This is a genomic window from Streptomyces sp. WAC07094 (assembly GCF_036320405.1).
Classification (GTDB): domain Bacteria; phylum Actinomycetota; class Actinomycetes; order Streptomycetales; family Streptomycetaceae; genus Streptomyces; species Streptomyces lannensis.
Map to the genome: position 1 here is coordinate 6607042 of NZ_JAVMJZ010000001.1, position 12200 is coordinate 6619241.

Here is a 12200-nt window from a genome sequence, read left to right on the forward strand (position 1 = left end):
CGAAGGCGAAAAATGTTTTCGCCCCTGCTCGACCCGCGTTTCGGGCCCGCTGATCCGTATCCCATCCGAAGGCGTGAGCGCAGCGAATGCCACAGTGGAGCGAGCCGGCCGTGGACGCCGGCGGGGAGGGGGGTTGCGGGTGGAGGCGGACGAACTTCTGGTGCTCGTGGCCGGGGGTGATCAGAAGGCCTTCGAGGATCTGTACGCACTGGTGTCGGGGCCGGTGTTCGGTCTGGTGCGCCGGGTGGTGCGGGACCCGGCGCAGTCGGAGGAGGTGGCCCAGGAGGTGCTGCTCGAACTGTGGCGTTCCGCACCGCGGTTCGACCCCGGACGCGGCAGCGCCCTGTCGTGGATCCTCACCCTCGCACACCGCCGTGCCGTCGACCGGGTGCGCAGCGCCCGTGCCGCCGGCGAACGCGAGCAGCGCGAGGCGCGGCGCGCCCACCACCCTGCCTTCGACCAGGTCGCCGAGGAGGTGGAGGCGGGTCTCGAGCGCGAGTGGGTGCGCCGCTGTCTGGACCGGCTCACCGCCCTGCAACGCCAGTCCGTCACGCTCGCCTACTACGACGGTTACACATACCGTGAGGTGGCCGAGCGGCTCGCACTCCCGCTCGGCACGGTCAAGACGCGGATGCGCGACGGACTCACGCGGCTGCGCGAATGTCTGGGAGGAGTCGCATGAGTGTCCTGTACCGCCCGCCCGGGGCTCGGCCCATCCGTGCGGTGCCGCCGTCGGACCGAGCGCTCCGCGGTGTCGGAGGAGGTGCCGCATGAGCGTCTTCTCCCGTCTGCGCCAGGGTGATCTGCACTCGCTCGCCGCCCCTTACGCGCTCGACGCCCTCGACCCCGACGAGCGGCGGCGGTTCGAGCGGCACCTCGCCGGCTGCGACCGGTGCGCCGCGGAAGTGCGGGCACTGTCCCAGGACGCCGTCCGCCTCGCCTGGACCACAACGTCCGTCGCCCCGCCCGCACTGCGCGACCGCGTTCTCACCGCCGTGCGGAACACCCCTCAGGACCCGGCGCCCGGCCAGGACGCGGCGCGGTCACGGGCTCCGCATCTGCCGCCGCACGTGTGGGGCACGGAACCGCCGCCCGCGCGCCCGCGTGCGCCCCGGCTGCGCCCCTTGTTCGCCCCCCTGGCCACCGCCACGGCCGCGGCGGCCCTCGTCGTCGCGGCGCTCTTCGGTGTGCAGGCCGCGCAGACGCAGGACAAGCTCGACGCAGAGCGGGCCCAGGCGCGTGAGATCGCCCACGTCCTGGCCGCCCCGGACGCCCGTGCGAGCAGTGACGCGGACACCAGGGGGCGGGGCATCGGAGTGATCGCCTCCGCATCCGAGGGGCGCGCGGTCGTGACTCTCAGCGGACTCGACGCGTTGCCCGGTGGGCGTGTGCATCAACTCTGGCTGATGCGCCCCCATGCGCATCCGCGCTCCCTCGGGCTCTTCGACGGCGACACGCCCTTGGTCGCCAGCGGTCTCGACAGGAAGGCGACGTCACTCGCCGTGACCGTCGAACCGGACGGGGGCTCACCGCAGCCCACCAGCCAGCCAGTTGTCCAACTCGCCCTGCAATCAGTCGGTTTCGGACAGTAGTCGTCAACCCCCTTGTAGGGAAGGTGAATCCTTTGCCCGCGATACACGAGTGCCGCCTGGGAGCGATAGGGTTAGTCTGCCCGGGCCGGGTGGACTCGTACGGGTGGGGAGTGACATGGAACAGATAACAGTGCGCAGGGCCAGGGTCCCTGCGATCACCTGCGGGAGCAGTGCGACCAGTTCGCGTCTCGACCGCCATCTCTCGGTGCTGGCGGGACCTGCCGTTCCGCAGCGTGAGACGGCCGAGGCCACCTCACTGATGCGCGAGCTGACCGCACACGACTCCACGCACGAGCGGAGTGCCAGGGGGAAGCGAGTGAGCAAGGTCTCCCTGTTCGCGCCGCTGCGCCGACTGCGTCGTTCGCTGTTCGGCGGGCGCTGAACTCCGGCGTTCTTCACGGCGCCCGCGATGCGGGCGCCCGGCAAGGGCCCGCGCTCAGGCCGTCGCACCGTCCCGGCGCCGCACCGCGACATCGTAGTCCGCCATCCCCACGGCACGCGGCAGCGCCCCCGGTGTGCTCCCCGAGCGCGGGCACACTCCTCATCCGTGCCTCGTTCCCGCCCGGCAGCGTGATCGACGGCAGCTCGACCTGAGCGTTCGGCCGGCCTCCCCACCGTCCACCGCTCGCCGGCCGCCGGGCCGCCACCGCCCGCGCCATCCTTGAGACATGCCCACGCGGTCCCGTGCTCCCTGGAGTCCGCCTGCGCGGCCTCACACACGGCGGCGTGTCCGGCCCCGCGCCGAGCAGTGCGTGCACGCCCCCGCATCGGGGCGATGAGGGCGTGCGCCTTCCGGGTGCGCGCCGGGCAGTGCCGCCGTGCATCGACGGCGGCGGCGATCACGCTCGGGAGGCGCGCACCTCGTCGGCGGCCGGTCGTCGCCGTCTGTCCGGCCCTTCACCGCTCCCCGCGGGCACAGTGGCGTACGGCCAGGGGGGCGAACACCGCGATCAGCGCCGCGCACCAGGCCAGTGACCCGGCCACGGGATGGGCCACCGGCCAGGCGGCGCCATGGGGGAGGGGCGCGTTGCCGAAGAGGACCCTCAGGGCGGTGGTCACCGCGCTGATGGGGTTCCATTCGGCGACCGTGCGCAACCAGCCGGCCAGGTTGTCGGTCGGAATGTACGCGTTGGACAACAGAGGCAGCACGAAGGTGGCGGCACCGAGCTGACCCGCGGCGTCCTCGCTGCGGGTCAGCAGCCCGAGGAAGATTCCGATCCAGGTGCACGCGAGCCGGAACAGGAGCAGCAGGCCCACGGCGCCCAGGACCTCCGGCACCGATCCCTGGACCCGCCAGCCCACCGCGAGTCCGACCAGCAGCAGCGGTACGGTCCCGGCGGCCGTGACGACAAGATCCGCCGCGGCCTGCCCGACCGGAACCGCCGTCCGGCTCACGGGCATCGTGCGGAAGCGGTCCATGATACCCCGATGGGAGTCCTGGGCCGCCTGGAACATCCCGGTCATGATCCCGCCCGCGGCGGTCGCCACCAGCAGTCCCGGCACCAGGAAGGAGCGGTACTCCCGGCCGGGCATCGCGAGCGCGCTGCCGAAGACGTAGCCGAAGAACAGCAGCATGTTGATCGGCATGAGCTGCGTCAGGATCGCCAGTCCCGGGTTGTTGCGGACCCGGCGCAGCTGACGGCCCACCATCGCCGTACCGTCGTACACCAACGCGGTCATGTCACGAGCTCCTCGGTGTCGGGAGAGAGGCCGGGGTACTGCCCCGTCAGCCGCAGGAAGACGTCGTCGAGGGTCGGCGGTCTCAGAGTCGCGTCGAGCAACGGCACGCCGGCCGCGTCGAGTTCGCGCACCAGGCGGGGAAGGGTGAGGGTCGGGTCCGTGGTGAGCGCGCCGACGCTGTGCCGCCCGTGATCGAACGCCGGCTCGGACCCGGTGAGCCGGTCGAGGACACCGGCGGCCCGCACCATGGCGTCCGCCTGCGCGACCACGGCTTCGGCGTAGGAACCGATGAGCGACTTGAACTGGGCGGGTGAACCGGTGTGGGCGACCCGGCCCCGGTCCACCAGGGCGATCTCGTCGGCGAGTTGGTCGGCCTCCTCCAGGTACTGGGTGGTCAGCAGCACCGTCGTCCCCTGCTGCCTGAGGTCGTGCACGGCGTCCCGGACGAGGCTGCGACCGGCGGGGTCCAGTCCGGTGGTCGGTTCGTCCAGGAACAGCACGTCCGGACGGCGGATCAGACCGGCCGCCAGATCGAGGCGGCGCCGCATACCGCCGGAGTAGGTGGATGCGGTCCGGTCGGCGGCCTCGGCGAGGCCGAACCGGTCCAGCAGGTCGTCCACCCGCGCGGCCGCGGACTTGATCCGGTACAGCCGAGCGAACAGCCGCAGGTTCTGCCGTCCGGTGAGGTCCCCGTCGACCGACGCGTACTGCCCCGTGACGGCGATCCTGCGGCGCACCGCGGCCGCCTCCCGTACGAGGTCGTGCCCGGCGATGCGCGCCGATCCCGCGTCCGGTCGCAGCAGTGTGGTCAGCAGCCGCAGCGCCGTGGTCTTGCCCGCCCCGTTGGGCCCGAGCAGACCGCAGACAGTGCCCTCCGCGACGGCCAGATCCAGTCCGCGCACCGCGTGGACGTCCCCGAATCGCCTCTCCAGACCTTCACTAAGTACAGCGTACGTAGTAGTCATGGGGCGACCATAGCGCATTACGTACGGTGTACGTAACTACGATGGTGGAGCGAGGTGATGATCGATGGCTGGCCGAGTGGCCGTACCCGAAGTGATCTGGGCCCGTCCCGAACGGGCGGGCAGGGGGCCGAAGCCGGCCTACAGCCGGGCCGACATCGCGGATGCCGCGGTGCGGCTCGCCGACGCCGAAGGGCTCGACGCGGTCTCGATGCGACGGGTGGCGGCCGAGCTCGGCTGCGGCACCATGTCGCTGTACAACTACGTCCCCCGCAAGGAGGACCTGTACGAGCTGATGGTGGACGCCGTCAGCGGCGAGCACGAACTGTGGGAGCCGTCGGGCGACTGGCGGGCCGACATGGTGCGTGCGGCCCACCGGACACGCGGCCTCATGCGCCGTCACCCCTGGCTGCCCCGCCTGATGTCGAGCATCTACGGCTTCAGTCCCAACGCGCTGCGGTACCTCGAGCACTGTCTGGCCTGTCTCGACCCGCTGGAGGCGTCCTACGGCACCAAGATGGAACTGGTCGCGATGCTCAACAGCGTGGTGACCATGTATGTGGCGAACGAACTCGCCGCCGCCGAACGCGCCCGCTCCCTGCCCTGGTCGGAGGCGGAGGAGAACGCGGTGCGCATCGCCTATCTCGGCGGGCGGATCGCCACGGGCGCGTATCCGCGGATGGCGGCGGCCTTCGCGGAGGACGCCGGGCCGATCGATCTGGAGGCGGTCTTCGAACGGGCGCTGGAGCGGGTGCTCGACGGCTTCGATCCCCAGGCCTAGGGTCCTGTCGTTCGGATCAGGTGGGCTGGGAGGTACCGCGCCCCGTGACGCCGGCATGATCCGAACGACAGACCCTAAAGCAGCGCGAACTGGCCCTCGGGTCCCTCTTCGTGGTGGTCGAGCACCGATGCGGGCCGCCGCGCCGCAGCCGGCACCGGCAGCACCCCCGACTTGCGCAGCGAGGTGGCCGTGAGCGGCGCGGCCACCTCCGATGCGGCCTGCCGCGGTCGCAGTTCCGCGAGGAGGGTGAGGATCGTGACGAGTTCCAGCAGTTCGGACGTCCAGCCCTGCGGCCAGGTGGCGGGGCGGATCGCCTCCAGTGTGCCCGGCCGGGCCTCCGCGGTCCGGACCGTGAACCACTGTTCGAGGACACGGACCCCGCCCACCTCGAAGTCCCACGCCTCCGGCGGTACCGGAGAGACGCGCCCGTCGTCGAGGTGCAGGCTCTCCTCGTCGCGGTCGTAGTGCAGGGTCAGGGGGCGAGTGGGCAGGGGTGCGCGGACATAGGGCCGGCGGCCGCCGGGGAGCTTCGGGCGCTCGCCGTCGCGGCGCATCAGCCACAGGGCGCGGTGGCCCAGCTCGAGGCCGCGGGACCAGAGTTCGGGGTCCTCGGTGAGGGGGACGGCCGGCCCCTCGGGCCCGGGACGTGCCGACGCCATGATCCAGGCGAGGACGTCCACCGGGGTCGGGGACAGGCCCAGACGGGCGCCGAGATGCTCCAGCAGACCGGGAGCCAGGTTGGGTTCGGCCCCGCCCGGGCGTCGGTACAGCGGTCGGACACGGCCGGCCCGGAGTACGGGCGGCAGTGCGGTCGCGAGCAGGAGCGGGCCGGGGGAGTCGGGCGCGGCCGCCGTCTCCACGGCGAAGATCTGGTGCTCGTCCGCGACCCGCCACAACTCCGGGCGGGCCACGTCGATCAGCCGGTGGTCGGGGATGAGCCATTGCTCGTCGAACGGCGCAAGCAGTACCCGGACCGGCTCCGGGCAGGGGCCCGAGGCGCGCACCAGCTTCTCGGTGCCGCCGGCCCGGCCCGGCAGTTGGCCGACCGCCGAGTGCAGCGTGCGCGAGCGCGTCGGCTCGAACAGCGCCTCCCGGTCGGGTCCTTCGGCCTTCACGAAGGCCTCCCACCGTGCCTTCAGCGAGGCCGCGTCGGGTGCCGACGGCCAGGCGCGGCCCTGCCGCAGGGGTGCGACGGACCACGGCATGAGGTCCGCGAGCAGCGGAGCGTCGTCGTGCGTCACGCTGGGCATCGTACGACGTGGTCAGGTGGCCTCGAGGGTGACCGTGAAGGAGAACCGGTCCCCGCGGTAGTGGATCACCGCCACGTCGAGTGCCCGTCCGGCGGCGTCGAATGTGATGCCCGTGTAGTGCAGGATGGGGCTGAGCAGGGGGACTTCGAGCAGCCGGGCCGTCTCCGGATCGGCGAGCCGGGCCTCCACGGTGTCCGTGATGCGGCTGATGTCCGCACCCACCACGTCCCGCAGCACCTTGGTCATCGGCCACCGCACCAGGGCCTCGCGGTCGATGCGCTCGGCCAGTTCGGGGCGGACGTAGTTGCGGGCGTGGTTGGTCGGCTCGCCGGTCTTCTCGTCACTGCGCAGCCGGTGGTACGTCGCCACCTCGCCGAGATCCGGGAAGTGGTCGGCGATCTCCGCGGGCACGGGGGTCCTGCCGTGGTCGAGCAGTTCGGTCGTCATCCCGGACTGCTGGGCCACGATCGCGTCCACCGAACCCAGCAGCCGCACCGGCGTACCCCTTCTCGCGCTGGGTTCGATGAACGTGCCCCGCCGGCGGTGGCGTGTGATCAGCCCCTCGTCCTCCAGCTCCTTCAGCGCCTGCCGCATGGTCAGCACGCTCACCCCGTAGTGCCCCGCCAACTGTTCCTCTGTGGGCAGGCGCAACGGGTCCCGCGGCGAACGGCCGAGTATCGAGGCGCGCAGCGACTGCGACACCTGATACCACAGCGGAAGCTTGCGGTTCAGGACGATCGAATCCGGAGCGAAGGAGGTCACGGGCTATCCGTACCGGTCGTGGGCGCTCAGTGCAACGGGCGGAAGTGACGTTCGAGGGCCTGCCAGACCTCGTCGTACCCGCTTTGCAGGTGGTCGGCGCGGGCCGCGTGCGCAGTGAGGGTCACCGGCCAGCGGGTCTCGAACATGAACGCCAGCCCGTCGTCGATCTTCCTGGGCGCGAGCTCGGCGGTACTCGCCCCGTCGAACGTGTCCCGGTCCGGACCGTGCGCCGACATCATGTTGTGCAGCGAGCCCCCGCCGGGGACAAAACCCTCCGCCTTGGCGTCGTAGGCGCCCTCGACGAGACCCATGTACTCGCTCATCACGTTCCGGTGGAAGTAGGGGGGCCGGAAGGTGTCCTCGCCCACCAGCCAGCGCGGCGCGAACACCACGAAGTCGACGCCGGCCAGACCCGGGGTGTCGCTCGGCGAGGTCAGCACGGTGAAGATCGACGGATCCGGGTGGTCGTAGCTGATGGTGCCGATCACATTGAATCGGCGCAGGTCGTAGACGTACGGCACATGGTTCCCGTGCCAGGCGACGACGTCCAGCGGCGAGTGGTCGTACATCGTCGACCACAGGTTGCCGCAGAACTTGTTGACGACCTCGACCGGGCCCTCGACGTCCTCGTACGCGGCTACCGGCGCCCGGAAGTCACGGGCGTTGGCAAGGCCGTTGGCGCCGATGGGCCCGAGATCGGGAAGGCGGAAGGGCGCCCCGTAGTTCTCGCAGACGTAACCGCGGGCGGAGTCGTCGAGCAGTTCCACGCGGAAGCGGACACCACGCGGAATCAGCGCCACCTCGGCGGGTTCCACATGCAGCAGCCCGAACTCCGTGCGCAGCAGCAGCCCGCCGCGCTCCGGCACGATCAGCAGCTCGCCGTCGGCGTCGCTGAAGACGCGGTGCATGGAGGCGTTGGCGTGGTACACGTGCACGGCCATGCCGGTGCGCTGAGTGGCGTCGCCGTTGCCGCCGAGCGTCCACAGGCCGGTGAGGAAGTCCGTCCCGGGAGCGGGCTCGGGCAGCGGGTTCCAGCGCAGCCGATTGGGGTCGGGCACCGTCTCCGTGAAGGGCGCCGAACGCATCAGTCCGTTGTCCGCGCGGCTGAACGCCGGATGGGCGGCCGACGGGCGGATGCGGTACAGCCACGAGCGCCGGTTGTGCGCCCTCGGCTCGGTGAACGCCGTGCCGCTGAGCTGCTCCGCGTAGAGCCCGAGCGGTGCACGCTGTGGCGAGTTGCGGCCTTCGGGCAACGCGCCCGGGACCGCCTCCGAGCTGTGCTCGTTGCCGAAACCGGAGAGATACGACAACCCCTCCGCGGTTTTCCTCGCGTCCCCGCTCATCACCGCTCCCTCGTCGCTGATTCCTATGTATCACCGTAGGATTCAGGGGTCGGTCGCGCAAGGGGAACGCCCGGGTGCGCACAGGGATGCGGATCCTCGCGGCGCCGGACAGGCGGACCGCGGGCCGGCCGGACCGGCGCGGGGCGGGGCGGGCCGGTCGCCGGGGTGGAAGAACCAGCCTTGAGGGGGATTCCACCGCCGGGCGTGTGCAATACGCTCCCGGCCATGTCGTGGACGCGCGGACTGCTCGCAGCGCTCGCGGTGGGTGCCCTGCTCGGCGGCTCGGCCGGCTGTGGATCGGGCGACGCGCACGAGCGGGGGAACGGGGTGACCATCTCGCCGGTGGGCAAGGTGCTGGACGACACGGACGAGGAGGGGCGGCACTACCGTGAGGTCGGCGCGAAGAGCGCGCCCCAGGTGGGGATCCAGGTCCGGCCCGACCCGGGCGACGACTGGGACGTACGGCTGACCGTCCGCAACTTCCGCTTCTCGCCGGACGGTACGCGTCCGGTGGCCGTGGCCGGCCGCGGTCTGGTCCGGCTCTACCTGGACGGGCACCCTCTCACTCGGCTGAGGGCCGCCGACTACCACCTCTCCGCCCGGCTCGTGCCGCGCGGCACCCACCAGGTGACCGCGCGGCTGTACGCGGACGACCAGACCGTGTGGGCGGTGCACGGCAAGCCCGTTGAGAGCACGGCGGACATCACCGCCTCCGGGTCCGGGACGACAACGGCGGGCCCCCGGGAGGAGTGACGGCGGGGGATCGATGAGTGCTGGACCCACCGATTTCCGTAAGGACGGGCGAGGTTCACCGGCCCCTGGCGGAGAGGCATTATGAAGCCCGTGCCCCGAGCGACATCGCTGCGCCGCGCGCCCGTCCAACGCCGCAGCGCCGAACGACTGACCAGAATCCTCGACGCCTGCGCCGAACTCCTCGACGAGGTGGGCTACGACGATCTGAGCACCCGGGCCGTGGCGCTGCGCGCCGGTGTGCCCATCGGCTCCGTCTACCGCTTCTTCGGCAACAAGCGGGCGATGGCCGACGCCCTCGCGGAACGCAATCTCGAGCGCTACACCGAGCGCGTCACCGGCCGCCTCGCGGGTGCCGAGGGCGAAGGGGACTGGCGCTCGGCGATGGACGCGGTGCTCGACGAGTACCTGGACATGAAGCGGACGGCCCCGGGGTTCTCGCTCGTCGACTTCGGCAACCAGATCCCGGTCGGTTCGAGGTACGCCGAGCCCAACCACCGTGTCGCCGACCGGTTGGCGGACCTGCTCTCGGCGTACCTCGGCCGCGAACCGGACGAGGACCTTCGGCGCACGGTCCTGATAGCCGTGGAAACCGCCGACACCCTGGTCCATCTCGCCTTCCGGGTGGACCCGGCGGGCGACGAGAAGATCATCGAGGAGACACGGCGGTTGCTGCTGGCCTATCTCGGCAGGGTGCTCGACTAGACGAGTAAGTCCTATGTCCCGGGCCGACGATCAGGCATGAAGAGAGGGTGTTCAAGATCATGTTGTGACGCAAGACCTGAACACCCTCCTGACCGCACTGTACGTGAAGATCGACGACGAGCTGGGAGGACCGCGATGGATGGGCAGACCGCCCGTGCTGACCGACTCCGAACTGGTCTGTGTCGCGGTCGCCCAGGCGATGCTTGGCTTCACCTCCGAGGCTCACTGGCTGCGCTATGCCCGCAAGCACTTGCGGGGCCTGTTTCCGTACCTGCCGCAGCAGTCCGGCTACAACAAGCGGCTGCGGGCCGCGCTCGGCCTGGTCAAACGGGTCATCCGGATGCTCGCCAAGTCGAGCGACTTCTGGCTCGACGACTGCTGGATCGTGGACTCCACCCCGGTGCCCTGTGGCATGTCCCGGCCCACGGTGAAGCGCTCGGACCTGGCGGGATGGGTGGGCTACGGCTACTGCGCCAGCCACTCGCGGTTCTACTGGGGGTTGAAGCTGTACCTGGTGTGCACGCCCGCGGGGATGCCGATCCTGTGGGCCCTGGCCGACCCGAAGATCGGCGAACGAGAAGTACTGGGCGCGATGCTCGAAGTCGACGCGGGCGTGGCGGCCGAGCACGACGGCATCCTCCTGATCTGCGACAAGGGGTTCGCGGGCCGGGACTTCGAAACGCTGCTGGGCGAGTACGGCATCACGATGCTGCGGCCGTCGCGCAAGGATGAGAAGGCCCGCTACGGCGAGCCGATGCTCAAGAAGGTCCGGCAGCTGATCGAGTCGGTCAACGACACCCTCAAGGGCCAGCTCGACCTGGAAGACCACGGCGGCCGTTCCTTCGAAGGCGTCGCTGTCCGCGTCGCCCAGCGCATCCTCGCGATGTCCGCCGCCATCTGGCACAACAACGCAACCAACGCCCCAATCACCCGGTCACTGATCGCCTACGACTCCCAATGAAGATGTCAAGCCGCCTCAGCCAGGGGTGGTGTGAGTTGGTAGCACCGTCCGTCACGCAGCAGCGCCCACAGGACATTGACCCGCCGACGCGCCAGGGCCAGTACGGCCTGGACGTGCCGCTTGCCTTCGGCGCGTTTGCGGTCGTAGAAGCGACGGGACTCCTCACAGCAGCGGATGCTGATCAGGGCCGACGTGTAGAAGACGCGTTGAAGCCCGCGGTGGTAACGGGCCGGGCGCTTCAGGTTGCCGCTGATGCGCCCGGAATCGCGGGGAGCCGGGGCCAGGCCGGCGAAGCCCGCGAGGCGGTCAGGAGTACCGAAGCGGGTCATGTCCCCGCTCGTGGCAGCCAGGAACTCAGCGCCGAGCAAGGGGCCGATCCCGGGCAGGCTGGCGATCACCTCGGCCTGGGCATGGCTGCGAAACCGTCCCTCGATGAGCTTGTCGATCTCGTCGACCTTCTCGTTGAGGGCGATCACCTCCTTCGCCAAGCTGTGCACCATCTGCGCGGCCATCGTTTCGCCGGGCAGCGCCGTGTGCTGTCGCTCGGCAGCCTCCACGGCGGCAGCGGCCAGGTCGGCGGAGCTGCGGACCTTGCGGTTGCGCAGCCAGGTCTCCAGTCGTTTGATGCCGATGCGGCGCAGAGCGGCCGGGGTCTGGTAGCCAGTCAGCAACAGCAGCGGGCCGCGGTTGCCCATGTCGAGCGCACGCTCCAAAGCCGGGAATATGCCCAGGAGTTGGTCACGCAACCGGTTGACCGTGCGGGTCCGGTCAGCGACCAGATCAGCCCGGCGGGCGGTGAGGATCTTCAGCTCTGCGATGGCTTGCGCATCGGGCCGCACCGGCTCCAGGTCGCGGCGCATACGGGTCTGGTCGGCGATGATCGCCGCGTCGCGGGCATCGGTCTTTCCCTGGCCGCGGTAGCCGGCTGTTGCCCGGTTGACCGCCAGTCCGGGCAGGTAGAAGACGGGCTGGCCATGGTTGGCCAAGAGCCCCAACAGCAGGACAGCACCACCATGTGTGACGTCCACGGCCCAGGTCGTCTCATGGCCGAGGTCCAGGACGGCCGCGATCAGGGCAAGCAGCTCCGACTCGTCGTTGGCCACCCGGCGGGACAGCAGATGCCTGCCCTCCGCGTCGACCACCACGCAGTGGTGGTGGGTCTTGCCGATGTCCACCCCGGCCCATATGCGGCCCATTACCCCTCCGGCGCTCGTGCTCGTCGTGTCCGCAGACGACCTCGCCGGCAGGTCCTTACATAGCGATCTGTTCGCAAATCCCAATCAGCGGCCGAGTCGTCGCGGGGCGTGAGGCGGCCAGTCGTACGAAGCCACGGTCGGCAGACCACTGAAAGCCACACCTCACACCCCCGGATGCCCCAACCCTACGAATGGCTGGACCAAACCGATGACCAAGG

13 protein-coding genes and 1 pseudogene are annotated in these 12200 nt (G+C 70.6%); 7 read left to right on the forward strand and 7 right to left on the reverse strand.

Translation table 11 applies throughout. The features are described 5' to 3' along the window. The first annotated feature begins 139 nt into the window (after nucleotides 1-139). From RCR19_RS29275 to RCR19_RS29285, 3 genes are all read left to right on the forward strand, one after another. A complete protein-coding gene (locus RCR19_RS29275; protein ID WP_331269587.1) occupies nucleotides 140-682 on the forward strand; it encodes a sigma-70 family RNA polymerase sigma factor in 543 nt (180 codons plus the stop codon). Nucleotides 683-770: 88 nt separating this feature from the next. Then, a complete protein-coding gene (locus RCR19_RS29280) occupies nucleotides 771-1592 on the forward strand; it encodes an anti-sigma factor (RefSeq protein ID WP_331267852.1) in 822 nt (273 codons plus the stop codon). Nucleotides 1593-1707: 115 nt separating this feature from the next. Further along, nucleotides 1708-1974, forward strand: a complete 267-nt coding sequence (locus RCR19_RS29285; protein ID WP_329505418.1) for a hypothetical protein — start codon at nucleotides 1708-1710, stop codon at nucleotides 1972-1974. A gap of 54 nt (nucleotides 1975-2028) precedes the next feature. Here RCR19_RS29285 and RCR19_RS29290 read toward each other — a convergent pair. From RCR19_RS29290 to RCR19_RS29300, 3 genes and pseudogenes are all read right to left on the reverse strand, one after another. Continuing rightward, nucleotides 2029-2176 (reverse strand): annotated as a pseudogene (locus RCR19_RS29290) (CoA transferase); the annotation flags it as partial. 313 nt (nucleotides 2177-2489) lie between these two features. Then, nucleotides 2490-3272, reverse strand: coding sequence for an ABC transporter permease (locus tag RCR19_RS29295; protein WP_331267853.1), 783 nt, complete (start codon nucleotides 3270-3272; stop codon nucleotides 2490-2492). Then, nucleotides 3269-4237 (reverse strand): ATP-binding cassette domain-containing protein, encoded by a 969-nt coding sequence (locus tag RCR19_RS29300; RefSeq protein WP_331267854.1) that lies wholly within the window; start codon nucleotides 4235-4237, stop codon nucleotides 3269-3271. Before RCR19_RS29300 ends, RCR19_RS29295 begins: the two co-directional genes overlap by 4 nt. A gap of 64 nt (nucleotides 4238-4301) precedes the next feature. Between RCR19_RS29300 and RCR19_RS29305 the strand changes: the two genes are divergently transcribed. Beyond that, nucleotides 4302-5015, forward strand: a complete 714-nt coding sequence (locus RCR19_RS29305; protein WP_331267855.1) for a TetR/AcrR family transcriptional regulator — start codon at nucleotides 4302-4304, stop codon at nucleotides 5013-5015. 74 nt (nucleotides 5016-5089) lie between these two features. On the opposite strand, the gene RCR19_RS29310 is transcribed toward RCR19_RS29305, so the two are convergent. The 3 genes from RCR19_RS29310 to hmgA are packed head-to-tail and all read right to left on the reverse strand — an operon-like array spanning nucleotide 5090 to nucleotide 8370. After that, a complete protein-coding gene (locus RCR19_RS29310) occupies nucleotides 5090-6265 on the reverse strand; it encodes a type ISP restriction/modification enzyme (protein WP_331267856.1) in 1176 nt (391 codons plus the stop codon). Between the two features lie 12 nt (nucleotides 6266-6277). Continuing rightward, nucleotides 6278-7027, reverse strand: a complete 750-nt coding sequence (locus tag RCR19_RS29315) for a GntR family transcriptional regulator (protein ID WP_331267857.1) — start codon at nucleotides 7025-7027, stop codon at nucleotides 6278-6280. A 26-nt stretch (nucleotides 7028-7053) separates the two neighbouring features. After that, nucleotides 7054-8370, reverse strand: a complete 1317-nt coding sequence (gene hmgA, locus RCR19_RS29320) for a homogentisate 1,2-dioxygenase (protein ID WP_331267858.1) — start codon at nucleotides 8368-8370, stop codon at nucleotides 7054-7056. A gap of 225 nt (nucleotides 8371-8595) precedes the next feature. Between hmgA and RCR19_RS29325 the strand changes: the two genes are divergently transcribed. The 3 genes from RCR19_RS29325 to RCR19_RS29335 all read left to right on the forward strand — a co-directional run bounded on the left by RCR19_RS29325 (nucleotide 8596) and on the right by RCR19_RS29335 (nucleotide 10786). After that, the gene (locus RCR19_RS29325) at nucleotides 8596-9123 is read left to right on the forward strand and encodes a hypothetical protein (RefSeq protein WP_331267859.1); all 528 of its coding nucleotides are present in this window, start codon (nucleotides 8596-8598) and stop codon (nucleotides 9121-9123) included. A gap of 81 nt (nucleotides 9124-9204) precedes the next feature. Further along, nucleotides 9205-9825 (forward strand): TetR/AcrR family transcriptional regulator, encoded by a 621-nt coding sequence (locus RCR19_RS29330; RefSeq protein WP_331267860.1) that lies wholly within the window; start codon nucleotides 9205-9207, stop codon nucleotides 9823-9825. Between the two features lie 64 nt (nucleotides 9826-9889). Continuing rightward, a complete protein-coding gene (locus tag RCR19_RS29335) occupies nucleotides 9890-10786 on the forward strand; it encodes an IS982 family transposase (RefSeq protein ID WP_331267861.1) in 897 nt (298 codons plus the stop codon). A gap of 5 nt (nucleotides 10787-10791) precedes the next feature. Here the strand turns inward: RCR19_RS29335 and RCR19_RS29340 are convergent, their stop codons facing one another. Then, nucleotides 10792-11982 (reverse strand): IS110 family transposase, encoded by a 1191-nt coding sequence (locus tag RCR19_RS29340; RefSeq protein WP_331267862.1) that lies wholly within the window; start codon nucleotides 11980-11982, stop codon nucleotides 10792-10794. Nucleotides 11983-12200: the final 218 nt, after the last annotated feature.

Coding starts and splice junctions, on each gene's coding strand:
- RCR19_RS29280 (WP_331267852.1), top strand. CDS start 771: ATGAGCGTCTTCTCCCGTCTGCGCCAGGGTGATCTGCACTCGCTCGCC.
- RCR19_RS29285 (WP_329505418.1), top strand. CDS start 1,708: ATGGAACAGATAACAGTGCGCAGGGCCAGGGTCCCTGCGATCACCTGC.
- RCR19_RS29295 (WP_331267853.1), bottom strand. CDS start 3,272: ATGACCGCGTTGGTGTACGACGGTACGGCGATGGTGGGCCGTCAGCTG.
- RCR19_RS29300 (WP_331267854.1), bottom strand. CDS start 4,237: ATGACTACTACGTACGCTGTACTTAGTGAAGGTCTGGAGAGGCGATTC.
- RCR19_RS29305 (WP_331267855.1), top strand. CDS start 4,302: ATGGCTGGCCGAGTGGCCGTACCCGAAGTGATCTGGGCCCGTCCCGAA.
- RCR19_RS29310 (WP_331267856.1), bottom strand. CDS start 6,265: ATGCCCAGCGTGACGCACGACGACGCTCCGCTGCTCGCGGACCTCATG.
- hmgA (WP_331267858.1), bottom strand. CDS start 8,370: ATGAGCGGGGACGCGAGGAAAACCGCGGAGGGGTTGTCGTATCTCTCC.
- RCR19_RS29325 (WP_331267859.1), top strand. CDS start 8,596: ATGTCGTGGACGCGCGGACTGCTCGCAGCGCTCGCGGTGGGTGCCCTG.
- RCR19_RS29330 (WP_331267860.1), top strand. CDS start 9,205: ATGAAGCCCGTGCCCCGAGCGACATCGCTGCGCCGCGCGCCCGTCCAA.
- RCR19_RS29340 (WP_331267862.1), bottom strand. CDS start 11,982: ATGGGCCGCATATGGGCCGGGGTGGACATCGGCAAGACCCACCACCAC.